This is a genomic window from Pigmentiphaga litoralis (assembly GCF_014651835.1).
Lineage (GTDB): Bacteria > Pseudomonadota > Gammaproteobacteria > Burkholderiales > Burkholderiaceae_B > Pigmentiphaga > Pigmentiphaga litoralis.
Window position 1 is genome coordinate 2,281,392 of record NZ_BMXQ01000001.1, and the last position, 24,923, is coordinate 2,306,314.

The window sequence follows — 24,923 nt, forward strand, 5'->3', positions numbered from 1 at the left end:
TGAGCGCCGGACGCGGCAGAACGCGGCGATCAATGCGCCGCGGACTGCCCCCGCCGCCGCGCAATGAACGCCCCCAGTTCGCCGACGATCCCTCGCCGGAAAGCCAGCACGCACACCACGAAAATGAGGCCGGTCACGATCGTGACCGACTCGCCCAGTCCAGCAAACCATTCCACTCCCGTCATCCGCGCCAGTGACGTGCCGAACTCACCCACCTTGTTTTCCAGCAGCACGATGATGAAGGCGCCGATGATCGGCCCGATCAGCGTCCCCATGCCGCCGATCAGCGTCATCAGGATTACCAGGCCCGACACCTGCCACACCGCGTCGCTGAGCGTGGCCGACACGAAAATGACGGCCTTGGTCGACCCTGCCAGCCCAGCCAGCGCCGCCGACAGCACGAAGGCCAGCAGCTTGAACCGGTCCACGTCATAGCCCAGCGAGATCGCCCGCGGTTCGTTTTCGCGGATGGCCTTGAGCACCTGGCCGAATGGCGAATGCACCGTGCGATAGATGATGGCCAGCCCGAGTACGAAGATCCCGAGCACGACGTAGTACAGCGACAGATCGTTGCTCAGGTCAACGATCCCGAGCAGCGTGCCACGCGGAATCGATTGCAGGCCATCTTCCCCGCCGGTGAACGGCGCCTGCAGGAAGAAGAAGTACAGCATCTGCGCCAGGGCCAGCGTGATCATCGAAAAGTAGATGCCGCTGCGCCGGATCGCCAGTGCGCCCATCACATAGCCCACCGCCGCCGCGACCGCCACGCCGAACAGGATGCCGAGTTCCGTCGGCAGCCCCCAGGTCTTGAGTGCATAGCCCGTGGCATAGGCCGCGCTGCCCAGAAAGGCCGCATGGCCAAATGACAGCAGGCCCGTGTACCCCATCAGCAGGTTGAAGGCGCACGCAAACAGCGCATAACACATGACCTTCATGACGAAGATCGGATACACGTTCAACAGCGGCAGCATGCCGGCAATGACCACCAGCACGACGCAGGCCACAAGGCGCCGGTTCATTTGGTTTTCCCGAAAAGGCCCGCGGGCCGGGTAAGCAACACCAGCACCATCAGCACGAACACGACGGTGCTCGACGCTTCCGGATAGAACACCTTGGTCAGCCCTTCCACCACGCCCAGCCCGAGCCCGGTCAGGATCGCGCCCAGAATGGAGCCCATGCCGCCGATCACCACCACCGCAAACACCGTGATGATGAGGTTGGTGCCCATGAGCGGCGATACCTGCAGGATCGGCGCGGCCAGCACGCCCGCAAAGCCGGCCAGCGCCACGCCAAACCCGTAGGTAAGCGTGACCATGAGCGGCACGTTGATCCCGAAGGCTTCGACCAGCCGCGGGTTTTCGGTGCCGGCGCGCAGGTAGGCGCCGAGCTTGGTGCGCTCGATCACAAACCAGGTGGCCAGGCAGACGACCAGTGACGCCACCACCACCCAGGCCCGGTAGTTGGGCAACACCATGAAGCCCAGATTGGTTGCGCCCCGCAACAGATCGGGCACCGGATAGGACAGCCCCGACACACCGAAGAAACTGCGGAACAGGCCTTCAAGCAGCAAGGTCAGCCCGAAGGTCAACAGCAGTCCATACACGTGGTCGAGCCGGTAGAGCCAGCGCAGCATCGTCTTTTCGATCACGATGCCGAGCAGGCCCACCACCAGCGGAGCCAGGACCAGCATGGCCCAGTAGTTGATCCCGAAATAGGTCAGCCCCATCCAGGCGGCAAAGGCCCCGACCATGTACAGCGCACCGTGCGCAAAATTGATCACGTTCAGCAAGCCGAAGATGACCGCCAGGCCGAGCGAGAGCACGGCGTAGAACGAGCCGTTCACCAGGCCAAGCAGCAGTTGCCCGAGCAGGGCCTGGATCGGAATGCCGAAAATGTCTGTCATGACTTCTTCATGAGCGAGCACTTGGATTCAGCCGGCGTCGTGTAGACCTTGTCGCCGGGCAGCGTCTGCGCCACCTTGTAGTAGTCCCAAGGCGCCTTCGATTCGGCCGGCGTCTTCACCTGGAACAGGTACATGTCATAGACCATGCGGCCGTCGGCGCGGATGGTGCCGCCCTTGGCGAACATGTCATTGACCTTGTTCGACTTGAACCACTTCATGACTTCGTCGCCGTCATCGGTGCCCGTGGCCTTGACCGCGTTCAGGAACAGCGACGCCGCCGAGTAGTCGGCCGCCTGCAGCGACGATGGCTTGCGCTTGACCTTCTGTTCGAACTTGGCCGCCCAGGCGCGCGAATCGGCGTTCTGGTCCCAGTACCAGCCATCGGTCAGGTACAGGCCCTGCGTGGCCTGCAGGCCCAGGGTGTGGATATCGTTGATGAACACCAGCAGTCCGGCCAGCTTCATGGTCTTGGTCAGGCCGAATTCATTCGCGGCCTTGACCGAGTTGATGAAGTCGCCGCCCGCATTCGCCAGGCCCAGCACCTGCGCCTTGGACGACTGCGCCTGCAGCAGGAAGGACGAAAAGTCCGACGAGGCCAGCGGTGCGCGGATCGCGCCGAGCACCTGGCCGCCGTTGGCCTTGACCACCGTGCTGGTGTCGGCTTCGAGCGAATGGCCGAAGGCGTAGTCGGCGGTCAGGAAATACCAGCTCTTGCCGCCCTGGGCCACCACGGCCGATCCGGTGCCGCGCGCCAGCGCGACGGTGTCGTAGGCGTAGTGGACGATGTAGGGCGAGCAGTCTTCATTGGTCAGGCGCGACGATCCGGCGCCGATCACGATGTAGGGCTTCTTCTTTTCGGTCGCGATCTTGGCCATGGCCAGTGCCGCCGCCGAGTTGGTGCCGCCGATCAGCATGTCCACGCCCTGCTGGTCGAACCATTCGCGCGCCCGGGCCGAGGCCACGTCCGGCTTGTTCTGGTGGTCGGCGTACAGCAGTTCGATCTTCTTGCCGTTGATCTGGCCGCCCGCATCGGCAATCGCCATGCGGATTGCCTCGGCGCCCGCCGGCCCGTCGATGTCGGCGTACACGCTGGACCCGTCCGTGATGAAGCCGATCTTGATCGTGTCGTTGGAGATCTTGGGCGCCTGTGCCTGCGCAGGAGCGCCAAGGGCAAGTCCGGTCGCCGCCAGGGCGGCAAGGATGCGGGTCTTCATGGTGTGTCTCCAGTCATGTGGAAAAGCGGGTCAGACGCCCAACAATTGATGCAGCGTATCCTGCCGGGCGGCCAGCTCGGATGCCGCGAAAGTCTCGACAATGCCGCCATGCTCCATCACATAGAAGCGATCGGCCAGCGGCGCCGCGAAACGGAAATTCTGTTCGACCATCACGATGGTGTAGCCCCGCGCCTTGAGCGCGACGATCATGCGCGCCAGGGTCTGCACGATCACGGGGGCGAGCCCTTCCGAGATCTCGTCCAGCAGCAGCAGGTTCGCGCCGGTGCGCAAGATGCGCGCGACGGCCAGCATCTGCTGCTCGCCGCCCGACAGGCGGGTGCCAGGCGAATCCCGCCGCTCGTACAGGTTCGGAAACATCGCGTAGATGTCTTCGATCGACATCGCGCTGCCCTGCTCGGCCCGCGCCAGCGGCGGCGGCAGCATCAGGTTTTCCTGGCAGGTCAACGAGGAAAAGATGCCCCGTTCTTCGGGGCAGTAGCCCACGCCCAGATGCGCGATCCGGTGCGTCGGCATGTCGATGGCTTCCACGCCATGGATCTTGACCGAGCCCTTGCGGGAACCGGTCAGGCCCAGCACGGCGCGCAACGTGGTCGTGCGGCCTGCGCCGTTGCGGCCCAGCAGGGTGACGACTTCACCGCGCTGCACTTCCAGATCGACGCCATGCAGGATGTGCGACTCGCCGTACCAGGCATTGAGCCCCTGCAGCTTCAGGGCGGCGGTCATGCGTGCGCCCCTTCGAGCTCGGTGTCGGTCGTGCCCATATACGCCTGCATGACTTCGGGATTGCGCGACACGACATCGTAGGTGCCTTCGGCCAGCACCGCGCCGCGCGACAGCACGGTAATGGTGTCGGCGATCGACGCAATGACCTTCATGTTGTGTTCGACCATCAGAATGGTGCGGCCGGCGCTGACCTGCTTGATCAGTTGCGTGACCCGGTCGACGTCTTCGTGCCCCATGCCTTGCGTGGGTTCATCGAGCAGCATCAACTCCGGTTCCATGGCCAGCGTGGTCGCGATTTCCAGCGCACGCTTGCGGCCATACGGCAGGTTGACCGCCAGCGTATCGGCGAACGATGACAGGTCGACGTCAGCCAGCAGTTCGCGGGCGCGCGGATCCAGCCGGGTCAGGCGCTGTTCGCTGCGCCAGAAACGATAGGACTCGCCGGTCGCGCGCTGCAGCCCGATGCGCACGTTTTCGAGCGCCGTCAGGTGCGGGAAAACCGCCGAAATCTGGAAGGAACGGACGATGCCGCGCCGAGCCACCTGGGCCGGGCGTTCCCGCGTGATGTCATCCCCGTTGAACAGGATGCGTCCGGACGTGGGTGGCAGGAATTTGGTGAGCAGGTTGAAGCAGGTGGTTTTACCGGCGCCATTGGGCCCGATCAGTGCATGGATGCTGCCGCGGCGCACCTTCAGGTTCACGTCGCTGACAGCGACGAAGCCTTTGAAGGCTTTGGTCAGGGACTGCGTTTCCAGTATCAGATCACTCATGGGGCGCAGGTCACAGGGTCGGGTGGATCCATTGTGGAGGAAATCCATGCCGTTAGAGCATAGGTGTTTGCCCGAGCGCCCTCCCCTGCGATAACGCCCGACCCGGGTGCGGCCTGCGGCCGCCCGGGTCGGGACGCGGTATTACTCTGGCTTGATCTGCGCCTTTTGCACGACCTCGCGCACCCGTGCCGCATCGGCATCGATACGCGCCAGGAATTCGGCCGACGCCATGCCCCCGGTCTCGGCGCCATTCTCGGCAAAGCGCTTCTTGACGTCGTCCAGCGCCAGCGTGGCCGCGACTTCGCGGTGCAAGGTCTGCACGATGGCGGCCGGAACGTCCTTGGGTGCGAACAGGCCGACCCAGTTCGACGCATCCACATTCTTGATGCCCGCTTCCTGCGCGGTGATCCATTCCGGATGGATGGGCGAGCGTTTGGCGGTGGTCAGGCCGATCACCTTGATGCGCCCGGACTTCAGGTGCGGCAGGATGGCGGGTACGGCCACGACGCCCAAGGGGACCTCGCCGGCGGCGACCGCCGCGACGGCCGGCGAGCCGCCCTTGTACGGAATGTGCAGGAGCTTGACGCCGCCTTCGAGCGCGATCCACTCGCCCGCCAGATGATTGATGCTGCCGTTGCCCGGCGACGAATAGGCAATGGTGCCCGGCGCCTGCCGCGCGGCGGCGAGCATTTCCGGGAAGGTGTTGAAGGGCGCGGAGCTGTTGGCGACCAGCAGCATGGGCGTGTCGTTGACCATGGTGATGGCCGTGAAGTCGCGCTTCAGGTCATAGGGAATGTTCGGAAACATGGCCGGGTTCACCGCGAACTCGCCGGTGTGCGCCATGAGCAGGGTGTAGCCGTCGGCAGGCGCCTTGGCGACTTGCGTGACGGCAATGAAGCCATTGCCGCCCGGGCGATTTTCCACGACCACCTGCCAGCCAAGCCGCTCCGTCATCTTCTGCGCCAGCAGCCGCGCCGTGACGTCCACCACGCCGCCCGGCGCAAACGGCACGACCACCCGGATCGGCCGCGTCGGGTAACTCGCGGCAGGCGTCTGCGCGATGGCGGTGGCGCATCCCAGGGCCGATCCCAACGCCAGCCCCAGACCCAATCCCAGCTTCGCGCCCAAGCGCCCCAGCATGCTGCGTGTCATCCCCGTGCTCCCTTGTCTGTGTCGATGGCCGGGTCTGCGCCCGGACAGGCCGCGCCGGTCGGCACGGTCTCTTGGGGCGCATCATCGGACGCACGCACGGGCGCCGCAAACGATCATTTCTCATGGGGCCGATGAACCGTTTTCATGGGCCATCGCAGGGGGAACAACGACAGGGGAGGACGCGAGCGGCTAGCGGCTGCGCACGTACTTGAAGGTGCCCAGCGCCGTGGCAATCAGGATGCGGGAGTCGACCCACGCTTCGCCCCGCGCAAAGAACACCGACTTGCCCTTGCGTTCAAGATAGCCCTTGGCGGTGATGCGCTCGCCCAGCCCCTTGTCCAGGAAATTCATGGTGAGCGACAGGGTAAAGCCGTGGATCGGCGTGTCGGCGTCCGGACTGTAGAGCCCGGAATAGCCGCAGGCCGCGTCGAGCAGGGTCGAGATCACGCCGCCTTGCAGCACGCGCTGGCGGTTCAGGACGGCCGGCGTGATCGCCATCTCGAACTCCGAGTAGCCTTCGCGCCAGACCGTGTGCTCAACGTTCAGCAGTTCAAGAAAAGGATTGTCCACGACATGCTCGCAAGATGAATGGGTGAGGCCGGAATGGATGATAAACGCAGGATGGTTGTGCATCGCAACGATGATGCATACTGTCGCATCCCACGTCCAGAGTCGCATACCGATCGCCCATGAGACCGTACCTGCCCTCCCTCCAGAGCCTGCTCGCGTTCGAAGCGGCCGCGCGCCACCTGAGCTTTACCCGGGCCGCGCAGGAACTGGAACTGACGCAGACGGCCATCAGCCATCAGATCAAGACGCTGGAAGACCGGCTGGGCACCAAGCTGTTTGTGCGGGTGCGCAATGCGCTGTCATTGACACCGGCGGCGCGCGAATACCTGGTGTCGGTCAACGATGCGATTTCGGTGCTGTCGCTGGCCACCGAACGCACGCGCAAGAACAAGACCAACACCGTCCTGACGGTGACCTGCCTGCCCACCTACGCAACGACCTGCCTGATCCCCGCGCTGCCCGACTTCCAGGACCGGCATCCGGACATCACCGTGCATCTGGCGACCAGCGCCACGTTCGATGAGTTCGAACGCAATACCTACGACGTCGCCATCCGTTATGGGTCGGGCCGCTGGCCGTCGGTACGGGCCGACCTGCTGCACACCGAACAGTTCTTTCCGGTCTGTGCGCCGCGCCTGCTCGACGCATTGCAGGGCCGCCCGCCTGTCGAGGTGCTGAAGGCGCTGCGGCAGGTCCGCACCTATTTCTATTCCATGTATCAGGACGACTGGCCCAAGTGGCTGGAAGCCGCCGGCCTGCCGCATGCCGAGTTTCATGGCGAGTCGGTCTTCCATCTGCAATTGACGTCGTTGTCGGCTGCGGTGGAAGGGGTGGGCATCGCCATCGGCCGCACGCCGCTGATCGATCGCGACCTGGCGCGAGGCCAGCTGGTCGAGCCCTTCGATGTGCGGGTCAGTTCCAGTTCCAGCTACTACGTCACCTCGCCCACGTCCAAGAGCAAGCAGGACAAGGTGCAAGCCTTTCGTGACTGGGCGCTGTCGTATTTCAGCCATGCGACCTGACACGCTGGCAACGCGTGTGGCGTATCCGCTGCCATGACCGCGCCCGCCCTGCCCTTCACGCCGCTCGATCGCCTGCTGGACGCGCACAGGCAGCGCTTCGGCGCCAAGCCTGCGATCGTCGATGTCGACACGGGTGCCCGTATCGGTTTCGACACCCTGGCCGGGGCGGTCGATGCGATTGCTGCTCGGTTGGTCGACCTGGGCGTGCGGCGCGGCGACCGGGTGATGCTTGTCGGTGACAACGGTCTGGACAAGCTGCTGATGTGGTTGGGCGCATGGCGGATCGGCGCGGTGGTCTGTCCGGTCGACCTGACATTCATCGGGGCGGCGGCAACCGTGCCCCTGCTCGCGGCGATCGATCCCGTGCGGCTGCTGTGCAGTCACGAGACGCGGGTCGATGCGCTGCCGGCGCCCTGGCGCGATCGTGTGGTGGCCTGGGGTCGGGGGACGCCGCCGGGTGGTGCGCCCGATGCGTTGCCGGACACCGGGCCGATCGACCTGGCGCAGATCATGGCCGCGCCGGGTGCTGGCGCAACACCCTTGCCGCCGGCCCCAGGGCCGGACGATCTGGCCGCGATGTGCTGCACGTCGGGCACCACCGGCCTGCCCAAGATCATCGTGTACGACCACGCTGCCTACTGGTTCAACGGCCTGTCGGGCATCGACTTCCTGAACCTGTCGGCAGACGACCGATGGCTGGAGTTCCGGTCCTTCAACTGGTATTCGGCGCAGATCCTCAGCCTGCTTCCCTTCCTGCAGACCGGCATGACGTTGCACGTGGCCAGGCGCTTTTCGCGCAGCCGTTTTCCGCACTGGATTGCCGCGCATGGCATGACCGGATGCGCCGCCGTGCCGGCGGTCATCAACATCCTGCTGGCGGACGACCGCAGCGCCGACGCCCCCGACCTGGGGTGCCTGCGCATCATGACGAGCAGCACCGGCCCCCTGTCGCCCGTGCAATGGCAACGCTTCGAGGCGCGTTTCGGCGTGCCCCTCATGAACCTGTATGGGTCATCCGAAACGGGATGGGTGGCCGGCAATCGTCCGGGCCGGCACACCATCGGCACCGTGGGGCAGCGCGCCTTGCATGCCGACGTCCGCATCGTGGACGTGGATGGCCTGCCCTGCGCAGCAGGCGAGGAAGGCCAGATCGTTGCGTCCGGCATCCAGTTGGCGATCGGCCAGTGGACCATGGACGGCAAGCTGCTGCCGATCCGCGGCGTCCCCTACCGGACACGCGACGTGGCCGTCGAAGACGACGCCGGCTTTCTGCGCATCGTGGGCCGCAGCGACGACCTGATCATCCGTGGCGGGGTGAAGATGCTGCCGCAGGAAATCGAAGATGTCCTGCTGTCGTTTCCAGGGGCGATCGATGCCGCCGCAATGGGCCGGCCCGATGCGATCTTCGGGCAGGAGGTCGTCGGCTTCGTCGTGCCGTCACCGACGGCGCCGTTCGATGCCGACGCGCTGCTTGCCTATGCCGCCGCCCGGCTGCCGAATGAGAAGACGCCCAAGGAAATCATCGTGGTCGATGCCCTGCCGCGCAGCGACCGGGGCAAGCTGCTGCGCGACCGGCTCAAGGCCTTGTGGTGGACGGCGACGCAGGGTGATACCCCGCAAGACGACCTGGACTAAGGATCGTTATGGGCGATGCGCGACCATCTGCACTTCGACCAGGGCTCCGTAGTGCAGCTCGGGCACCGGCACCACGGCGCGAGCCGGGCGGTGGTCACCGAACACCTCGGCATAGATGCGGTTGAAGTGCGGCCAGTGCGCGGTGCCGACGATGTAGGCGGTGCACTGCGCCACGTCGGTCAATTGGCAGCCCGCGGCTTCGAGCACGTGCGTGCAGCGGGTCAGCACTTCGCGCACCTGGGCCTCGAAGTCTTCCTTGATCGTGTCGCCGGGCAGCACGCCCGACACGTACACCACGCCATTGGCGTGCACGGCCTGGGAATAGTGGCCGCCCGGGGCGGGTACCTTGTCGCTCTTGATGAAGTCCATGGTTCCTCGTTGTGTCATGACCGCGACCACCACCGCGACGGCTTTGCCGCCGGATCGGCTGGTGCGTCGGCCTGGGCTTGCGGTGCCGTGCCGTCCGCGGCCTGGGCGTGCGCCCCGGACTCGGGCGGCGCGGCAACCACCTTTGAAAACCGCGTGAAGAATTCGTCAGCCATCTTCTTGGCCACGCCGTCGATGAGCCGCGCGCCGACCTGGGCCAGCTTGCCGCCCACCTGCGCCTGGACGGAATAGGTCAGCGACGTGCCCGCCTCGACCTCGGCCAGCGCCACCTGCGCACTGCCCTTGCCGAATCCCGCCGCGCCGCCCGAACCCGTGAACGCCAGCTTGTACGACACCGGGGGCTCGATATCCGACAGGGTCAGCGCGCCGTTGAAGCGCGCCTTGACCGGACCGACCGACGCCGTCATCACGACCTTGTAGGCATTGTCGCCGTCGGGCTCGAACGTGTCGCAACCGGGCACGCACTGCTTGAGCACTGCCGGATCGTTCAGTGCGTCCCACACCTGCTCGCGCGGCAGGGCAAGGATCTGTTCGCCTTTGAGTTCCATCAGTGCACTTCCTCGAGGGTGGCGCGCCGCAGTGTCGCGGCCAGTTGAACGGCCTTGATGATTTCGGGATAGGCGCCGCAGCGGCATAGGTTACCCGACAGCGCATTGCGGATCTCGTCTTCGGACGGGTCCGGGTTGCGGTCCAGCAGTTCGCGGCTCATCAGGATGAAGCCCGACGTGCAAAAGCCGCACTGGAAGGCGCCGCACTGGATGAAGGCTTCCTGGACCGGGTCCAGCGTGCCCGAGGCATCCAGATGCTCGACCGTCGTGACTTCCGTGCCGTCGGCAAAGGGCGCCGGATACAGACAGCCCGACACGCTCTGGCCGTCCACGATCAGCGTGCAGCACCCGCACAGTCCCTGGCCACAGCTTTCGCGGCAGCCTACGAGCGCGTACCGGTCACGCACGACTTCCAGCAGGGTTTCATTGGTCTCGACTTCGACTGACACCGGCTGGGCGTTCAGCACGAAGTGAATCACGGTGGATGTCGCACTCATGTCATTCCTCGTCGGATAGGGGTTCGTTGCGTGCCGCCGCCATCGCGCGGTAGACCGCTTCGGGGCGCAGCGGCAGCGACGTCAGGCGCACGCCCACGGCATCTTCGATCGCTTCGGCGATGGCCGAGGCGACGCCGAACGTGGCGCTTTCACCCACGCCCTTGGCGCCGAACGGCCCGTTGGTCTGATAGGCATCGGCGATCTCGCGGCCGATCACATGCGGAATGTCGTGGATGCCCGGGATCTTGTATTCCGAGAACGAGGCATTGCGCAGTTGGCCCTGTTCATCGAACTCCATGTCTTCGAGCAGCGCGCTGCCCAGCTGCATGATGGCGGCGCCCGAGATCTGCGTGTCGACCACCAGCGGGTTGATCGCCGTGCCGCAATCCACCACGTTTTCGAAGCGGATCACTTTCAGCTGGCCGGTTTCGGTATCGACTTCGATTTCGACGCCGCACGCGCCCACCATCCAGTTCGGGGTGATGTTTTCGGACTGACCGGTGTCGTGATCCGGAGACTTGTAGGTCGGGATATAGCTGCCCACCCCCACAATGTTGCCGGCCTGCATCCCGTATTTCTTGGGCAGCACTTGCGCGGCGGTTGCCGTGGCGGGCAAGCCGACCTGCAGCGCCAGTGCTTCAAGGTTTGCCTTCGCGTCCTCGGCGGCCAGGCGCACGGCATGGCCCATGTGGAAGGTGGAGCGTGATCCCAGCGTGGCCATGTCGTAGGGCGTGACGTCGGTATCCGGGTGGATCACCTTGATGGTCTCGGCCGGAATGCCCAGCACGTCGCCGGCCATCATCGCGATGGCGGTGTCCGACCCCTGCCCCATGTCGACGGTGCTGGAATACACGATGCAACTGCCATCGGCCGACAGGTTGACGATCGCAACCGATGTGGTCGGCGCGACACAGGCCTTGAAGCCGATGCCGATCCCGCGTCCGCGGCGCAGCTTGGGCGTGCCGCGATCGAACGGCGCATCCCACTTCATGCGGTCGGCAATCCGGTCCAGGCACAGCGTCAGCGCGGCGTCGTGCATGATGGTGCCGGTCGGGTGGGCACGGCCCTCGCGCAGCAGGTTCTTGCGGCGGAACGCGACCGGGTCCATCTTCAGCGCTCGCGCGATCATGTCGGCCTGGCTTTCGTAGGCCCACACCATCTGCGGTATACCGAAGCCCCGGAAGGCGCCGGCCGGCGGCAGATTCGTGTAGACCGCATAGGAATCGATGCTGACGTTGTCGATCTCGTACGGGCCGGTCGCCGTAAAGCCCGACTTCTGCGTCACGCGCGGACCGATGTCGGCCACCGCGCCGCCGTTCCACCACACCTCGCATTCGCGGCCCGTGATCTGGCCCTCGTTGGTCACCGCCGTCTTCATGCGGAAGGTCGTGGCGTGCTTGGTGATCGTGAAGAACTGTTCTTCCATCGTCAGCGCCACCCGCACCGGACGGCGCACCAGCAAGGCCAGCGCCGCGGCCAGGGCTTCGAGCTTGATGTACAGCTTGGCTCCGAAACCGCCGCCGAGGATGCCGGTGCGCACGCGCACCCGGTTCTCGGGCCAGCCCAGCAGGCGGGCAATCTCGATGCGCACGAACGACGGACTTTGTGATGCCGTATGCAGCGTGATCGCATCGTCAAAGGGCTCGGCCACGCTGATCATCGGTTCCAGCGGCGTATGCATGACCTGCTGCGTGCGGAAGGTGTGCTCGAACACATGATCGGCTTCGGCAAAGGCCTTGGCCACATCGCCCTTGCGCACCCGGAAATCCAGCGCGACGTTGGTCTGCGTGCGGCCTTTCAGGTGCTTCAGGTCAGGAAAGGTGCCCGCGGGCTTGAGCCGGTCATGCACGACCACGTCGGGCGACCAGGCCTCGACCTCGTCGAACACGGCGGGCAATTCGTCGTAATCCACGACGATCAGGTGCAGCGCCGCTTCGGCCACATGCGGATCATCGGCCAGCACCACCGCCACCGGCTCGCCCACGTAATGCACCTTGCCGATCGCCAGAATCGGCTGGTCGTGAAAGGCAGGACCGAAGTACGGCTCCGGGATGATGCGCAGCACGTCTTCGGACGTGATCACGGCATGCACGCCGGGCATCGCACGCGCGGCCGACGTATCGATGCCGCGCAGGTGCGCATGCGCCACCGGGCTGCGCAGGATCTTGGCGTGCAGCATGCGCGGCAGCACCAGGTTGTGGATGTATTCGGCGCGGCCCGTGACCTTGCTGCGCGCTTCCAGCCGCCCGAGGGACCGGCCGACCTGACGGGTCTCCCGCGTCATTGCGTCATTGGCGTTCATGCATGCTCCTTGCTGTCAGAGGCGGCGATTGCCTTGCGGATCGCCCGGCCCAGATACACCCGCAGCAACTGTTTCTTGTAGGCGGCCGATCCGTGTGCGTCGCCCACGATGTCCAGCTGGCGGGCGGCGCTGTCGCCGGCAGCGCGCAGCAGCTCATCCGTCAGGGCTTCGCCGCGCAGCATGGCCTCGGCGTCGGTCAGCCGGGTGGGCCGGTCGGTGGCTGCCCCCACGATCAGGCTCGCGCCATTGACCGAGTCGCCCGCCATGTCCAGCACCACGGCCACGCCCAGCGCGGGCCAATCGTGCGCGGCGCGCGTCGTCACCTTCATATACGCAGCATGCTGACGGCCTTGCGGCGGCACCATGATGCGGGTGATCAGTTCGTCGCGCCTGACCACGGTTTCGTAATACCCGGTGTACAGGTCTTCGACTTTCACGGTGCGTTCACCGGCGGGGCCGGTCAGCACCACGCTGGCATTGAGCGCGCTCAATACGGGTGGCATGTCCATGTGCGGATCACCGTGTGCCAGGTTGCCGCCCAGGGTGGCCACGTTGCGGACACGAATGTTCGACAGCGTCTTGAACGTGCGCGTCAGCACCGGCCAGCCTTCCTGGACGACCGGCGAATGTTCCAGGCTGGACAGCGTCGCAAAACCGCCGATCTGCAGATGTCCGTCAGCGCCGACCGACACCTGCGAATGGGTCGCTTCCAGACGGCGCAGGCTGACCATGCGGGTCAGCTGCAGCACGCCGGCTTTCATCATCAGCATGACCGCGGTCGCGCCGCCCACCGGCCGCACGCCCGGGTCATCGGGATCGAGCAGCGCGATCGCCTCGGGCAGAGTGGTCGGAACCACGAATTCAAAGGGAGCCATACAGTCGTCCTGTCAGGCGCGCGCGCCAAGCAGGCGGCGCAGGTGGTCGGCAATGATCTCCGGGGTCTCGAGCGGCGTCAGGTGACGCGCAGCCGGGATCTCGGTCAGGGTCGAATGGGGAATGCCCTCGTGCATCACGCGGGCCATGGCCGGCGTCGCGGCATAGTCTTCCTCGCCCACCACGACCGCAGTCGGCGCGGTGATCTTGCCCAGCTGCGTGCGGCCGTCATAGGCGCCGAGCATGCGGCAGGTGGCCGCGAAGGCCTGCACGTCGTTGCGCAGGAAGGTATCGATGCAGCGCTGCACGACCTCGGGGTGTTCGTCGCGGAAGCGGTCGCTGAACCAGCGGGTCTTCTGGAAATCGAGCAAGGCCCCCAGGCCTTCTTTCAGTCCCCGTTCGGCGCGGGCATTCCAGTCGGCCGGCGCGGTTTCACCGTACCAGGCGGTGGTGTCGATCAGGCCGGCGCCCCGCGTCAGGTCGGGGTTGTCCGCCGCAAACTGCAAGGCGACACAGCCCCCCATCGACGCCCCCGCAATCACCACGTCAGTCCATTGCAGTGCATCCACCACCTCTTTCATGTCCTGCGCAAACAGCTCTACCGTAAACGGCGTGCCGGGCTTGTCCGATTGGCCATGGCCCCGCGCGTCGACCGCAACGATGCTGGCCTCGTCGGCGAGCAGGGCCACCACCGGATCCCAGAAATGGCGATCCATGGCCAGCGAATGCACGAGCAGCAGCCGCGCCGGCGCCTGCTCATTAAGGTAATGGGTAAAAGCAATCGACGTGCCGTCGCGCGTGGTGACGGTACCGGTCTCGCTGTCGTGTTGAAGTCGGGATGTCATCAGGGTCTCGAGGTTCATGGGCCGAAATAAGGGGCCACTGCGGGCAGTGTGGCCGCCAGGGTGATCCCATGATGCGAGCGCTGCGCGCGCTGCGGCAAACGATCATTTCTCATGGGCGGCATGAATGGGTTTCATGCCGCCACGGCATGGCCTGGCGTCAGTCGACCTTGCCCACCTTCAGGACGGCACGCGTCAGCTTTTCGGCATCGGCGGCCCAGTACTTCTTGAACTCGGCGGTGTCCAGGTACATGACCGGGATGCCGGCGCCTTCGATCACCTTGTTGACCTTCTCGTCCTCGGCGGCGGCCTTGGCGGCGACACGTAACTTCTCGATCACCGCCGGCGGCGTACCGGTCGGCACGAACAGCCCTGACCATTGCGCAAATTCCACCGGGTAACCCGACTCGGTCAGGCTCGGCACATCAGGCATCGATTGCAGGCGGCCTTCGCCCCAATGCGCCAGGATCTTCACGCGTCCGGACTTCACGTGCGGCGACACCGACGCCGGCGATACCGCCATGGCATCGACCTGGCCGCCCATCAGCCCGATCAGCGCTGGCCCTGCCCCGGTATACGGAACGTGCTGCATCTTCAGGTCGGCCTGGGCGCGAAAGGCTTCCATGAAGATATGCAGCGTGCCGTAGGTGCCCGACGATCCATAGCTGATCTCCCGCTTCTTGGCGTCGGCCACGAAGTCGGCCAGGTTTTTCCAGGGCGCATCCGCACGCACCGCCAGCACCGTCGGGTCGGCTGTGAATCGCGCCACCGGGGTGACCTGGTTGACCTGATACATGGGCGGCCGGCCCGACAGTTTGTCGGCTTCGGGAATGATGGAAATCGACGGCAAGGCCATCAGGATCGTGTAGCCATCGGGCGTGGACTTGGCCGCATGGGCAATGCCCACGCCGCCTCCCGCGCCGCCACGGTTTTCGACGATGACCGGCTGCTTGAGCGCGCGGCCCATGGCTTCGGCCACCGGACGGGCCACGGTGTCGTTGACGCCGCCGGGCGGGAACGGCACCACCATGGTGATGGGCCGGGTCGGCCAGTTGCTGTCAGCCCCCGACTGGGCCCACGCGGCGGGCGCCGCCGACATGCCATAGGCGAGCAGAGCCGCGCACGCGGCGTGCAGTGTGTTGCGCATAACGCTTCCTTTGAGATGCGGCCGGGCGATCAGCCCAGCACGTGGTGCCACTTGGCCAGAACCTGCTGCTGCAGTTCCTTGCTGGCTTCGGCCACCGCCGGAAACTGGGCCAGGAAGTCGTAGGGACGGCAGGCGTCGATGATCGCCTTGGACGTCAGCGGCGCTGACGTGGTGTAGGCGATGGACATGGGGTCGTTCTTCGATCCCATGCCGCGTTTGATGATGTCGATATCGATGTCCGGATCGGTGCGCGTAGCCACGGCCCACATCACCTCCTGCAGGTTCGACGGATCGATGTCTTCGTCAACGACCACCGAATAGCGGGACATATATGCGCCAACGCCGCACTGGCTCAATATGTGTCCGGCCTGTCGCGCATGCCCGGCGTAACGCTGCCGGATCGCCACCACATTGAACATGCGCGCACCGCCGATTTCGTGCGCCCACAGCGCCGCCACGTCGGGCACGCCGGCCGCCTGCAAGGCGTCCATCAGCAGCGCCGACCGCATCACGGCCTTGGAATAGGAATAGTCGTTCGGCGGCTTGGCAGGCGGGCTGCCCAGCAGAATGGGACGGTTGCGGTAGTAGATGCGCTCGATCGTCACCACCGGCGCGGTCGCCGCCTTGCCCGGGTAGTAGCCGTGGAATTCGCCAAACGGCCCTTCGATCCGTTCGTCGCCCGGATGCGCCCAGCCCTCGATCACGATCTCTGCATGCGACGGGATCGGCAGGCCGGTCAGCGGCGCATTCACCACCTCGACCGGTTTGCCCAGGATCGCGCCGATGTAGTTGTACTCGCACATGCCGAACGGCACTTCGATGCCCGAGATCAGATAGCCAAGCGGATCGCAGCCCACCACGATCGCGACCGGAAACGGCTTGCCCGCCTTCATGTACTTGTCGTACTGGATCGCGCCGTGCTTGCCGGGGATCATGTCCAGGCCGACATGGTTGCGATCGTGCACCATCACCCGATAGGTGCCGACATTGACCCACTCCGAATCCAGGTCGCGCGTCACCACCATGCAGCCCGTGCCGATGTACCGGCCGCCGTCCTTCTCGTGCCACAGCGGCGACGGAAACTTGAACAGGTCGACGGCCTCGTCGGTGTCGGTGTTCTCGAACACCGGGCCGTCGTCCACCGTGACCGGGTTGAACTGGGCGGCGGCGGCCTGCCACTGCCGGGGCCGGCCACGCAAGGTCTCGACCAGGCCGCCGTGCGAGCGCTGCAGGTCCAGCCGCAGCAAGGACGACAGCCGCGTGGGACTGCTGGTGCTGCAGGTCAGCACCCGAAAGCCGGGCGAGTAATCCGGAATGTCATCGAATAGCAATGCGTGGGGCACGGCCTTCTTGACGTTCAGTTCACTGATCGCGCCCAGTTCCAGGTTCCAGTGCGCACCGCTCACTTCCGTCAGTTCGCCAAACTCGCGCACATGGGCGAGCCAGGCGCGCAGGTCCAGGGGATGGGCATCCGCGGCAGAGGTCATGACAGGTCTCATCGTTATGGTGGGCGGAGCCTGTTGCCCCGCACGTGCGCTGCATCATTGCGGCAACGCTGTCAGGGCACACCATAGGACCGCGGCCGGACCTTGGGCAAACGATAGCTTTTCATGGCCTGCATGAAATTCGCTCATCCTGATATTCCGGGCAGGACGAGCGGCGGGTAGCCTGGCGAGGGGGCGTCAGGCCGGATGATTCGGTGCGTTGCCGGTCGCAAATGACAGGCCCGCTCCGCAGGTCGCGACCAGCGACAGGTTGTCATGATCCACCACATTGGTGTCCGACAGTTCAAGATTGAAGAAGGAGGCGGTGGCGCCCTCGAAGTAGGGTCCGGCATGCCAGGTGCCGACCTTGAGCATGACCGCGACGTTGCCCGGGATCAGGAAGGCCCGGATGTCGGACAGGGCCGGGGTATCGGCCGCAGGGCTGGACGGCGGCGCGACCACCAGGCACCACGGCGTTCCGCCCACCGACGCCAGGCACTGGGTGACCTGCTGATGCCGCGTCAAACGCGTCGCTTCCCAGGGCCGATGATCCAGTCGCATCACGTAGAAGCGCGGGATGCCGCGGTCGAGCAAGAGCTGCGCATCATCGGGGCCGAAAGGCACGCCGTCTTCGCCTTCCGCCATCACCTGGCCGTAAGGCAGGAATGCCGAGGGATCCAGCGGTTCGACCTGCAGTGGCCGCAGCGGCGGCTCTGCTCGTGGCGGCAGCAAGGGTGCCGGGCCTTCCATCGAATCGGTCGTCATGCCGCGTTCTCCAGGGCAGCCGCGCGCGCCCGTGCCAGCTCGTCACGCAGCACCTCCGCATTCGGATCGTGCTCAAGAATGAGCGCCTTCACATACTCGCGCATGGCCAGCCCGGGCCGATCCAGGCGCATGTGCGCTTCCTCGGACACCTCCAGCGGATAGTTCGACCCGCAGCTTTCCAGGATCCGGCGGTCTTCCACGGCCACTGTCCGATCGAACCGGGCGACGTCTTCGGCCGGTGCGTCCTCTTCGCGATCGTTGCGCAGCGCGAACTGGATGCGGCGGATGCGGCCACTGTGGATGGGTGTGGCAAAGCCGCAGATCTGGTGGACCAATCCGTTGGGATAGGTGAAGTGCAAAATGAAGGTACAGGGCGACAGCCAGCGGATATCCACGATCCGTACCGTCTCGCCCGCGGCGATCTGCAGATTCTTCTGCTGCAATTCATGGTTCGCCACCGGCACCCGGCAGCGGAAGTTGACGCCGCCTTCAAGGGGCACCAGTTCCAGCTCGGGCGCAGCCGGGCGCGCTTCGTTGCCGAAGGTGCCGCGATGCACGAAGCTGATGTGCGCAACGTCCAGCGCGTTTTCTCCCACCCGCAGCATGTTCGCGTCCCAGTACTCCTCATACTCGAACACCTGCCGATAGGCCGGATCGTCGGCATGCCGGATCTCGGGAATGCCGGCCAGGGGCGTGTCCAGACACACCCAGGCAAAGCCGTAACGCGCCTCGCAGCGGTAGCTCTTGACGCAGTTGCGCGCGTTCTTCGGCACATCGCCCGGCAGCTGCGGAATGACCTTGCACATGCCGTCGGCCGCAAACTGCCAGCCGTGATAGCCGCAACGGATGTTGCCGTCGACGACCACGCTGTCCACCGACAACCGCGCCGACCGGTGCGGACAACGGTCGCGGGTCGCGGCGGGCTTGCCGGCCTCATCGACCCACACCACCAGATCTTCACCCAACAGGGTGAAGGCCTGTGGGCCGTCGGCCAAGGCCGTCAGCGAATGGGTGGGGTACCAGAACCGGCGAAATACCGGATGTGTCATCAAGTCCATGGGCGACCTCCGCGATGGTTAGGGTGCTGACACACTTTAAGCAATCGGAATGCCATTCCATATGCGATGAATTCCCATCAGCGTGATAAGGTCGAACTTCTCCTTGGACTTCCTGACCAGGCACGCCATGAAGCAGTCGCTGGACCGCGTCTTCGACATCATCGAGTTGCTCGCAGATCGCAATTCGGCGATTGCCGTCACCGATGTCGCACAGGAATTGGGCATGCCTGCAAGCGGCGCGCACCGCATCCTGGCGTTGATGCACGCCCGCGCCCTGGTCGAACAGGATCCTGCAACGCGGGGTTATCGCCTGAGCCTGAAGTTCGCGTCGCTGGGTTTGCGGCTGCTGTCCGGGTCATCGTTCCACGCGGTGGTGCAGCCGGTGCTGGACCGGTATGCGAACGCGACCGGCGAACTGATCCGGCTGGCCGTCGAAGTCGAAGATGGCAAGCTGGCCTGGATCGCCAATGCACAAGGATCGCGTGCACAGCTGCGAGTCGACCCGATGGCCGGACACCAGGCAGTCCCGCACCTGACCGCTGCCGGCAAGGCCTGGCTGGCGCATCAGACCGACGACGTCATGACGCGGGTGCTTGCGCAACGACGTGTCCAGCCGTCGACGGAAAGCGGATCATCGCGAAAGCCGGTGCGCCTGGCGCGCCTGCAGCGCGACCTGGCCGCCTGCCGCGCGGAAGGCTACGCCGTCACCATGGACGATATCGAACCCGGCCTGAGTGCTGTCGCTGCGCCGGTACTCGTGACAATGGTGCCGGCGCCTCGCGCGGTGGCAGCCGTCAGCATCGCCGGGCCCAGCCTGCGGATGCCGCTCGAACGGCTGCCTGGCTTGGGTGGCCAGATGATCGCCGCCGCCAAGGAACTCGCAGGGGTGTGGGAATTGCTGGGCACGCCGGGAAGCCGGTTCCCCCGATGATGTCCTAGCCCGGAATCTCAGGCTCCACCAGCTGCGCCAGCATCACCAACGACTCTTGCCATCCAAGGTGACACATCTCGGCCGGGATGATGGCGGGGATGCCTTCCTGGACGATGTCCACATCCACGCCGCACAAAACCGGGCGCAGCGTGACGGTGGTCTGCATGACGCCTGGCAGGTTGGGATCATCGAAGACGCCGGTATAGCGCAGACGTTCACCGGGCACGAGTTCCAGGTATTCGCCGCCAAAGCTGTGGCTCGCGCCCGTGCCGAAGTTGGTGAACGACATCCGATAGGTGCCGCCCACCTTGGCGTCCTGCTCGTGCAGCCTGGCCGTGAAGCCATGCGGCGGCAGCCACTTGACCAGGGCATCGGGATCGAGAAAGGCGCGATACACGCGGTCGGGCGTGGACTTCAGTACCCGGTGGAAGCGAACCGTTGTCGTTGTCATGATCATCATCCTGTTGAAAGAGGACAGCCCTCTGCCTGGACGACGATTATCAGCCATCGCAATCGACATGTCGCCCTGCGCGGACGAGATGGACGACATGGACGACATGGACGACATGGACGACAGGGTCGACTATTGCAGCGTGATGCCCGATGACTTGATGACCTTGGAATACCGTGCGTAGTCGTCGCGCAGCGCGGCGTCGAACTGCTGCGGCGTGCCACCCGAGATGCCATAGCCCTGGCTTTCGACCGACTTGCGCACATCGGGCTGCGCCAGCACCGCGGCCACGTCCCGGTTGATTTTCTCAACGATCTGCCGGGGCGTGCCCGCCGGCGCAAGAATGCCCTGCCAGCTTTCGACATCGAAGCCCGGCACGGCCACTTCGGCAATGGTCGGGACCTCCGGCATCGCGGGGGACCGGTAGGACGTCGTCACCGCCAGCGGAACCAGGCGTCCGGCCTTGATGTACTCCGTGACCGCCGCGGCCGTGATGATGGTCGCATCGACATGGCCGCCCATGACGTCGGTCGCCGCTGGCGCTCCACCTGCGTAGGGGATGTAGTTGACCTGGATGCCCAGGCGTTGCCGAACCATTTCATGGGCGATGTGCGCGATGCCGCCGCTGGTGGGCAAGGCCACGCTGACCTCACCCGGCTTCTGTCTTGCCAGCGCCACGTATTCCTGGAAGGTCTTGATCCCCAGCGACGGTTTGACGACCAGCACCTGCGGATTGACGATCGCGCGGATCACGCCCGACAAGTCGTCGAGCGTGTAGGACGGCTTGGCATACATGGCCAGGTTCAGCACCACGGCATCGCTGTGCAGCAACAGGGTGTAGCCGTCGGGCTTGGACCGTGCCACCCGCGCCGCGCCGATCGTGCCGCCCGCGCCCGTGATGTTCTCGACCAGCACCGGCTGGCCCCAATGGACCGCCAGCTTTTCGGCGATGACGCGCGCGATCTTGTCGGTGCTGCCGCCGGCAGACACCGGCACGACGAAGCGCACGGGTTTGTCCGGAAACGTGGCCGGTCCGGATTCGGCGGCCAGCGTGGCGCCGGGCAGCAGGGCCGCGGCGGCCAGGGACAGCGCCACCCGACGGCGCCGGACGGACACCGCTTCGATCGTACGTGGACGGGACATCGGGGTTCTCTTGAAGTGAATGATCAGTGGCGCAGCCGGAACGCGGCGCGCTCACTGTCGTCGAGGCGCGCAATGAGCCCCGTTTCCCAGGACAGATAGCGGCGCGCGGCTTCGCGATTGCCGTCGTGGCGGTCGTGCACAAAAAACAGGTAATCGATGCACTCGGCATCGGCCGGCTGATCGGGCGTGTCAATGACCCGCAAGCCGGCTTCGGCCCAGGCAGCAGGTTCGCCGGCCAGCCAGCGGGCGTCGTCGACCTCGGCATCACCCGCAGCCAGTGCAGCGATCCGCCCGTCGTCGGCGACGATCACGACCGGAAGGCTGTCCGTGGCAAGGGGCGCATCAATGCGCGGACGGATGGTCCAGGTCGCGCCATCGATATGCCCGGCCCGATACTTGGTGCTCGCGCGAACGTCGAACAGACGGACGCCGCCCGACGCGGCCAGCGCGGCCACCTCGTCGGCTTCCACGATGGCCAGCGGCGTGACGGCGCTCGGGGCCGTGGCTGGCGGGGCCAGGGTGACGTCTCCGGTCAACAGGTACGCGTCATGTCCCAGCTGGCGCAGCCATGCCGCGATCAAGGGCGCGCGGATGCCATCGGTATCGAGCAGGACAATCCGTGCGTTGCGGACCCCGACATATTGATCGGTACCCTGCACCAATTGCCCGCCGGGCGCATGCTGCGCGCCCGCCAGCGTACCCGCGGCGAATTCTTCCGGCGTGCGTACGTCGAGAAGGAAAGTGCTGCGCCCGCGATCATCAAGCCACGCGGACAGCGTCGCGGCATCGACCTGCCCGACGCCATGCCATGCGGCCTGGGCGGCCGCGGCTTCCCGGCGACTGGCAAGCCGCGGGTCGGCCGGATCCACCTGCGGATAGCGGCGCGAACTGCCGTGCTCGAGTTGCAGATCGTTCAGGAACCACCCCTGGGTGCCGTTTTCGAGCGCATACACAGGGTTGCGCACGCCGGCGTTGATCAGCGTTTGCGCGCCAATGATGCTGCGCGTGCGGCCTGCGCAATGGATCACGATGGGCGTGGTGTCGTCATCGACCAGCGCGTGGATGCGGTAAGGCAATTCGGCGTTCGGGCAGCAGATGGCGCCCGGAATGTTCATCTTGCGGTATTCCTCGAAGGGCCGGCCATCGAGCACCACGACGCGCTCGCCCCGTTGGAACATGGCATCGAGTTCCCTGGCCTGGATACGCGGCGTATCGTAGGCGTGCTCGGCCAGTTCCCCGAAGGTCTTGGAGGGCAGATTGACGCCCTGGAACAGTTCGTAGCCAGCCGCCTGCCACCCTTTCGCGCCATGTGTCAGCACGTGGAGATCGGTGTACCCCAGGCCTTGCAGACGCTGCGCTGCGCGCTCCGCCACCCCATCGTCATCGTCGAGAAGGACGATCCGCGCGCCCCGCCGCGGAACCAGTCGCGTGACATCGATCTCGAGCCGGCTGTAGGGTGCGGACACCACGAAGAAGGGATGGCCTTCGCCATACTGCCCGTGCTCGCGCACGTCGAGGAACGCCAGTTCATTGCCGTCCTGCAGCCACTGCCTGACGGTCTGTGCATCGATAGAAGAAATCATGGGGACGTGCCTGAGAGAGGTCAATAGGAGCGGAGAGGCTGTCCCGATTCTAGAGTCGCGCATAGTGCAGGATCTACACGCGACTGCAAACGAAGCTATTCGTCTTTGCTTATAGCCGCCGCCGCGCCAGGCCAAGCGCCGCGAGTCCGGCCAGCACCGCCAGTGCGCTACCCCCCAGGGCCCCGCCGCCACTCGACATGGGATTGCCCGCGACATTGCCCGCAGGCGCCGGGATCTGCGCGGCGGCCACGTCGGCCGTGACGAACTTGCGGTACTCGGGCAGGAACCAGCCTTCGGCGATCAGCGTATCCAGACGGGCTGCAACCTTGGCCTGATACTCGGCGGGCCCGCCCGGATACAGACGCGCAAGGGCTTCCTGGGACAGTTTGACCTCGGTGCCGACCAGCAGGCACAGGCGGTTCAGCCTGTCCTTCTCGGCTTGCGGCGCATCGGCCGCAAACCTGCCGTCGCCAAAGACGCCATAAGTCGCCGTCGGCACGTCCACATAGACATTGCGGATGCCGCCGGTGGCATTGCCGTTGGCATCGAGCGCCAGGAAAGACCCGTCGCCGAAGGTGTTGCCATCGGTCGTGATGGGCGCCGGGGCGTGGGGGGGCTTGACGCCTTTGTCGACCCACTGCACAAGATGATTCAGCGCCAGCGCGGTGAACGCGCCTGCCGGAAAGCTGGACACGGGCTTGGTGCAGGGATCCCCCAGAAAGCCGGGATTCTCGCGCGCGTTGTTGTGCGCCATCCCGGCCACTTCGTACAGCCGGAACTGGTTGTTGGGCTCGTCGCCGTCCGACCTCCGGTATTGGATTCCTTCTTCGGCCCACGTGCGCACCTCGGTCTGGGTCGGCATCTGGATGATCGGCACATCCAGGAAGGGCAGCTTGGTGTTGCCATTGGTGCTGGTCACCAGATAGCCGTCATAGACCGGACCGGTCTTGCCATCGTTCAGACGCACCGTCGGGTGCACCGCCATGAAGTTGCGCACGGTGCCCGATGACGCGGACGTCCCCATCAGCGTGACCTTGCGTACCCCGTAGCCCGGCAGCCAGCCGCCCGGCCGGCCATTGGTCTTCATGAGCGCCCCAAACTGGGCAATGATCTCGTTCGCCTGGCTTGCCAACGGGATCGCCAGCGTGGAATAGCGCGCGTCGTTGAACGCACGCATGGATGCGATATTGGCGGCCGACGTCGGGATCTCGACAAAGACATGCCCGCGGGTCAGCACCGATTCACGGGACCACTCGAAAATGAGCGCCCGGCCGCTGGGGTGCATGGCTTCGGCCACCACCACGCCGCTGAAGTCGGCAACGTTGCGCGGGCGGCGCACCAGCATGCGAGTGGCGTAGGGTTGGCCACCTGCCGTCCCGCTCACAAAGAACTCTTCCGTCACATAAGGGAAAGCGGTGACTGGCACCGCACCCTCGATGATGTTCAGCCCCTGGTACAACACGTTGGCCGCCGTTTCGGCAATCGGCCCGGTGACCGACGTGGGCGGCGCCGCCAGGGTGACCGCCTGGGCAAACGCTCCGCCGCCCGGCAATGCCGATGCGAAAAGCAGCGCGCTACAGGTAACGGTCCTGCTCAGGCCGCGTGTCCACCACCGGGCCAGTGCGTGACGGGGCCTCGCGGTCAATGCCGTGCGATCGTATGCAACCATGATGTCTCCTCCGTGGATGCTCCAGGCATCCGATTCCTGTCGGGACCCGTTCGTTGACGGGTCGTCCCAGACCACGCTCTTTTGATCAAGATCGATTATGAGCATGTTCAATATTTTGATCGAATGTAGTCCTCGTTTCTTGACTGCGTCAATCCACGTTTGTCGACCTGCGGTGCCACGCACGCCTCCCCTACAATGGACCTCCCGATCTCACGCGCCTGGAGCGTGTTCCC

General features: G+C 65.4%; 24 protein-coding genes. 3 read left to right on the forward strand and 21 right to left on the reverse strand.

From position 1 onward, the window contains the following. Positions 1 to 29 precede the first annotated feature (29 nt). The 7 genes from IE116_RS10300 to IE116_RS10330 form a co-directional block, all read right to left on the reverse strand. Positions 30 to 1,019 carry a branched-chain amino acid ABC transporter permease gene (locus IE116_RS10300; RefSeq protein WP_189612154.1) on the reverse strand — a complete coding sequence of 330 codons (990 nt, stop codon included), beginning with the start codon at positions 1,017 to 1,019 and terminating at the stop codon, positions 30 to 32. After that, the gene (locus IE116_RS10305; protein ID WP_189612156.1) at positions 1,016 to 1,903 is read right to left on the reverse strand and encodes a branched-chain amino acid ABC transporter permease; all 888 of its coding nucleotides are present in this window, start codon (positions 1,901 to 1,903) and stop codon (positions 1,016 to 1,018) included. Before IE116_RS10305 ends, IE116_RS10300 begins: the two co-directional genes overlap by 4 nt. Further along, positions 1,900 to 3,117, reverse strand: a complete 1,218-nt coding sequence (locus IE116_RS10310) for an ABC transporter substrate-binding protein (protein ID WP_189612158.1) — start codon at positions 3,115 to 3,117, stop codon at positions 1,900 to 1,902. Before IE116_RS10310 ends, IE116_RS10305 begins: the two co-directional genes overlap by 4 nt. A 30-nt stretch (positions 3,118 to 3,147) precedes the next feature. Beyond that, complete coding sequence (locus tag IE116_RS10315; RefSeq protein ID WP_189612159.1) at positions 3,148 to 3,861, reverse strand: ABC transporter ATP-binding protein; 714 nt, start codon at positions 3,859 to 3,861, stop codon at positions 3,148 to 3,150. After that, a complete protein-coding gene (locus IE116_RS10320) occupies positions 3,858 to 4,631 on the reverse strand; it encodes an ABC transporter ATP-binding protein (protein ID WP_189612160.1) in 774 nt (257 codons plus the stop codon). Before IE116_RS10320 ends, IE116_RS10315 begins: the two co-directional genes overlap by 4 nt. 141 nt (positions 4,632 to 4,772) lie before the next feature. After that, positions 4,773 to 5,783, reverse strand: a complete 1,011-nt coding sequence (locus IE116_RS10325) for a Bug family tripartite tricarboxylate transporter substrate binding protein (RefSeq protein ID WP_189612161.1) — start codon at positions 5,781 to 5,783, stop codon at positions 4,773 to 4,775. A gap of 189 nt (positions 5,784 to 5,972) precedes the next feature. Continuing rightward, positions 5,973 to 6,416 (reverse strand): PaaI family thioesterase, encoded by a 444-nt coding sequence (locus IE116_RS10330; protein WP_189614558.1) that lies wholly within the window; start codon positions 6,414 to 6,416, stop codon positions 5,973 to 5,975. A 56-nt stretch (positions 6,417 to 6,472) separates the two neighbouring features. Here IE116_RS10330 and gcvA point away from each other — a divergent pair, with 56 nt between their 5' ends. Then, on the forward strand, positions 6,473 to 7,375 hold the full coding sequence (gcvA, locus tag IE116_RS10335) for a transcriptional regulator GcvA (RefSeq protein ID WP_189612162.1): 903 nt from the start codon (positions 6,473 to 6,475) through the stop codon (positions 7,373 to 7,375). A 33-nt stretch (positions 7,376 to 7,408) separates the two neighbouring features. Beyond that, a complete protein-coding gene (locus IE116_RS10340) occupies positions 7,409 to 9,010 on the forward strand; it encodes a class I adenylate-forming enzyme family protein (protein WP_189612163.1) in 1,602 nt (533 codons plus the stop codon). 6 nt (positions 9,011 to 9,016) lie between these two features. Here the strand turns inward: IE116_RS10340 and IE116_RS10345 are convergent, their stop codons facing one another. The 10 genes from IE116_RS10345 to IE116_RS10390 form a co-directional block, all read right to left on the reverse strand. Continuing rightward, positions 9,017 to 9,397 (reverse strand): RidA family protein, encoded by a 381-nt coding sequence (locus tag IE116_RS10345; RefSeq protein WP_229828090.1) that lies wholly within the window; start codon positions 9,395 to 9,397, stop codon positions 9,017 to 9,019. Continuing rightward, entirely contained in the window at positions 9,394 to 9,945 is a 552-nt protein-coding gene (locus tag IE116_RS10350) for an SRPBCC family protein (protein ID WP_189612164.1), read from the reverse strand. Before IE116_RS10350 ends, IE116_RS10345 begins: the two co-directional genes overlap by 4 nt. Further along, on the reverse strand, positions 9,945 to 10,442 hold the full coding sequence (locus IE116_RS10355) for a (2Fe-2S)-binding protein (RefSeq protein ID WP_189612165.1): 498 nt from the start codon (positions 10,440 to 10,442) through the stop codon (positions 9,945 to 9,947). Before IE116_RS10355 ends, IE116_RS10350 begins: the two co-directional genes overlap by 1 nt. 1 nt (position 10,443) lies before the next feature. Then, on the reverse strand, positions 10,444 to 12,744 hold the full coding sequence (locus IE116_RS10360) for a xanthine dehydrogenase family protein molybdopterin-binding subunit (protein WP_189612166.1): 2,301 nt from the start codon (positions 12,742 to 12,744) through the stop codon (positions 10,444 to 10,446). Then, positions 12,741 to 13,619 (reverse strand): FAD binding domain-containing protein, encoded by an 879-nt coding sequence (locus tag IE116_RS10365; protein WP_189612167.1) that lies wholly within the window; start codon positions 13,617 to 13,619, stop codon positions 12,741 to 12,743. Before IE116_RS10365 ends, IE116_RS10360 begins: the two co-directional genes overlap by 4 nt. Positions 13,620 to 13,631: 12 nt before the next feature. Beyond that, positions 13,632 to 14,462 carry an alpha/beta fold hydrolase gene (locus tag IE116_RS10370; protein ID WP_189612169.1) on the reverse strand — a complete coding sequence of 277 codons (831 nt, stop codon included), beginning with the start codon at positions 14,460 to 14,462 and terminating at the stop codon, positions 13,632 to 13,634. A gap of 157 nt (positions 14,463 to 14,619) precedes the next feature. Beyond that, positions 14,620 to 15,606, reverse strand: a complete 987-nt coding sequence (locus IE116_RS10375; RefSeq protein WP_229828091.1) for a tripartite tricarboxylate transporter substrate binding protein — start codon at positions 15,604 to 15,606, stop codon at positions 14,620 to 14,622. A 29-nt stretch (positions 15,607 to 15,635) separates the two neighbouring features. Further along, a complete protein-coding gene (locus tag IE116_RS10380) occupies positions 15,636 to 17,093 on the reverse strand; it encodes a UbiD family decarboxylase (protein WP_189612171.1) in 1,458 nt (485 codons plus the stop codon). Between the two features lie 195 nt (positions 17,094 to 17,288). Continuing rightward, positions 17,289 to 17,855 carry an ureidoglycolate lyase gene (locus tag IE116_RS10385; RefSeq protein ID WP_229828092.1) on the reverse strand — a complete coding sequence of 189 codons (567 nt, stop codon included), beginning with the start codon at positions 17,853 to 17,855 and terminating at the stop codon, positions 17,289 to 17,291. Beyond that, positions 17,852 to 18,913 carry a Rieske 2Fe-2S domain-containing protein gene (locus IE116_RS10390; RefSeq protein WP_189612173.1) on the reverse strand — a complete coding sequence of 354 codons (1,062 nt, stop codon included), beginning with the start codon at positions 18,911 to 18,913 and terminating at the stop codon, positions 17,852 to 17,854. The genes IE116_RS10385 and IE116_RS10390 overlap by 4 nt, the downstream gene beginning before the upstream one ends. A 127-nt stretch (positions 18,914 to 19,040) precedes the next feature. Here IE116_RS10390 and IE116_RS10395 point away from each other — a divergent pair, with 127 nt between their 5' ends. Further along, positions 19,041 to 19,844 carry an IclR family transcriptional regulator gene (locus IE116_RS10395; protein ID WP_189612176.1) on the forward strand — a complete coding sequence of 268 codons (804 nt, stop codon included), beginning with the start codon at positions 19,041 to 19,043 and terminating at the stop codon, positions 19,842 to 19,844. A 4-nt stretch (positions 19,845 to 19,848) separates the two neighbouring features. Here the strand turns inward: IE116_RS10395 and IE116_RS10400 are convergent, their stop codons facing one another. The 4 genes from IE116_RS10400 to IE116_RS10415 all read right to left on the reverse strand — a co-directional run bounded on the left by IE116_RS10400 (position 19,849) and on the right by IE116_RS10415 (position 24,690). Next, on the reverse strand, positions 19,849 to 20,295 hold the full coding sequence (locus IE116_RS10400) for an SRPBCC family protein (RefSeq protein WP_189612178.1): 447 nt from the start codon (positions 20,293 to 20,295) through the stop codon (positions 19,849 to 19,851). Between the two features lie 132 nt (positions 20,296 to 20,427). Further along, positions 20,428 to 21,438, reverse strand: coding sequence for a Bug family tripartite tricarboxylate transporter substrate binding protein (locus IE116_RS10405; RefSeq protein WP_189612180.1), 1,011 nt, complete (start codon positions 21,436 to 21,438; stop codon positions 20,428 to 20,430). A 23-nt stretch (positions 21,439 to 21,461) separates the two neighbouring features. Continuing rightward, on the reverse strand, positions 21,462 to 23,021 hold the full coding sequence (locus tag IE116_RS10410) for a rhodanese-like domain-containing protein (RefSeq protein ID WP_189612181.1): 1,560 nt from the start codon (positions 23,019 to 23,021) through the stop codon (positions 21,462 to 21,464). 109 nt (positions 23,022 to 23,130) lie between these two features. Next, entirely contained in the window at positions 23,131 to 24,690 is a 1,560-nt protein-coding gene (locus tag IE116_RS10415) for an alpha/beta hydrolase domain-containing protein (RefSeq protein ID WP_189612183.1), read from the reverse strand. Positions 24,691 to 24,923 lie beyond the last annotated feature (233 nt).

What these genes read in the sequence shown, in the direction of transcription:
- IE116_RS10300 (WP_189612154.1), bottom strand. Translation starts at nt 1,019, where the DNA reads ATGAACCGGCGCCTTGTGGCCTGCGTCGTGCTGGTGGTCATTGCCGGC.
- IE116_RS10305 (WP_189612156.1), bottom strand. Translation starts at nt 1,903, where the DNA reads ATGACAGACATTTTCGGCATTCCGATCCAGGCCCTGCTCGGGCAACTG.
- IE116_RS10310 (WP_189612158.1), bottom strand. Translation starts at nt 3,117, where the DNA reads ATGAAGACCCGCATCCTTGCCGCCCTGGCGGCGACCGGACTTGCCCTT.
- IE116_RS10315 (WP_189612159.1), bottom strand. Translation starts at nt 3,861, where the DNA reads ATGACCGCCGCCCTGAAGCTGCAGGGGCTCAATGCCTGGTACGGCGAG.
- IE116_RS10320 (WP_189612160.1), bottom strand. Translation starts at nt 4,631, where the DNA reads ATGAGTGATCTGATACTGGAAACGCAGTCCCTGACCAAAGCCTTCAAA.
- IE116_RS10325 (WP_189612161.1), bottom strand. Translation starts at nt 5,783, where the DNA reads ATGACACGCAGCATGCTGGGGCGCTTGGGCGCGAAGCTGGGATTGGGT.
- IE116_RS10330 (WP_189614558.1), bottom strand. Translation starts at nt 6,416, where the DNA reads ATGCACAACCATCCTGCGTTTATCATCCATTCCGGCCTCACCCATTCA.
- gcvA (WP_189612162.1), top strand. Translation starts at nt 6,473, where the DNA reads ATGAGACCGTACCTGCCCTCCCTCCAGAGCCTGCTCGCGTTCGAAGCG.
- IE116_RS10340 (WP_189612163.1), top strand. Translation starts at nt 7,409, where the DNA reads ATGACCGCGCCCGCCCTGCCCTTCACGCCGCTCGATCGCCTGCTGGAC.
- IE116_RS10345 (WP_229828090.1), bottom strand. Translation starts at nt 9,397, where the DNA reads ATGACACAACGAGGAACCATGGACTTCATCAAGAGCGACAAGGTACCC.
- IE116_RS10350 (WP_189612164.1), bottom strand. Translation starts at nt 9,945, where the DNA reads ATGGAACTCAAAGGCGAACAGATCCTTGCCCTGCCGCGCGAGCAGGTG.
- IE116_RS10355 (WP_189612165.1), bottom strand. Translation starts at nt 10,442, where the DNA reads ATGAGTGCGACATCCACCGTGATTCACTTCGTGCTGAACGCCCAGCCG.
- IE116_RS10360 (WP_189612166.1), bottom strand. Translation starts at nt 12,744, where the DNA reads ATGAACGCCAATGACGCAATGACGCGGGAGACCCGTCAGGTCGGCCGG.
- IE116_RS10365 (WP_189612167.1), bottom strand. Translation starts at nt 13,619, where the DNA reads ATGGCTCCCTTTGAATTCGTGGTTCCGACCACTCTGCCCGAGGCGATC.
- IE116_RS10370 (WP_189612169.1), bottom strand. Translation starts at nt 14,462, where the DNA reads ATGACATCCCGACTTCAACACGACAGCGAGACCGGTACCGTCACCACG.
- IE116_RS10375 (WP_229828091.1), bottom strand. Translation starts at nt 15,606, where the DNA reads ATGCGCAACACACTGCACGCCGCGTGCGCGGCTCTGCTCGCCTATGGC.
- IE116_RS10380 (WP_189612171.1), bottom strand. Translation starts at nt 17,093, where the DNA reads ATGACCTCTGCCGCGGATGCCCATCCCCTGGACCTGCGCGCCTGGCTC.
- IE116_RS10385 (WP_229828092.1), bottom strand. Translation starts at nt 17,855, where the DNA reads ATGACGACCGATTCGATGGAAGGCCCGGCACCCTTGCTGCCGCCACGA.
- IE116_RS10390 (WP_189612173.1), bottom strand. Translation starts at nt 18,913, where the DNA reads ATGGACTTGATGACACATCCGGTATTTCGCCGGTTCTGGTACCCCACC.
- IE116_RS10395 (WP_189612176.1), top strand. Translation starts at nt 19,041, where the DNA reads ATGAAGCAGTCGCTGGACCGCGTCTTCGACATCATCGAGTTGCTCGCA.
- IE116_RS10400 (WP_189612178.1), bottom strand. Translation starts at nt 20,295, where the DNA reads ATGACAACGACAACGGTTCGCTTCCACCGGGTACTGAAGTCCACGCCC.
- IE116_RS10405 (WP_189612180.1), bottom strand. Translation starts at nt 21,438, where the DNA reads ATGTCCCGTCCACGTACGATCGAAGCGGTGTCCGTCCGGCGCCGTCGG.
- IE116_RS10410 (WP_189612181.1), bottom strand. Translation starts at nt 23,021, where the DNA reads ATGATTTCTTCTATCGATGCACAGACCGTCAGGCAGTGGCTGCAGGAC.
- IE116_RS10415 (WP_189612183.1), bottom strand. Translation starts at nt 24,690, where the DNA reads ATGGTTGCATACGATCGCACGGCATTGACCGCGAGGCCCCGTCACGCA.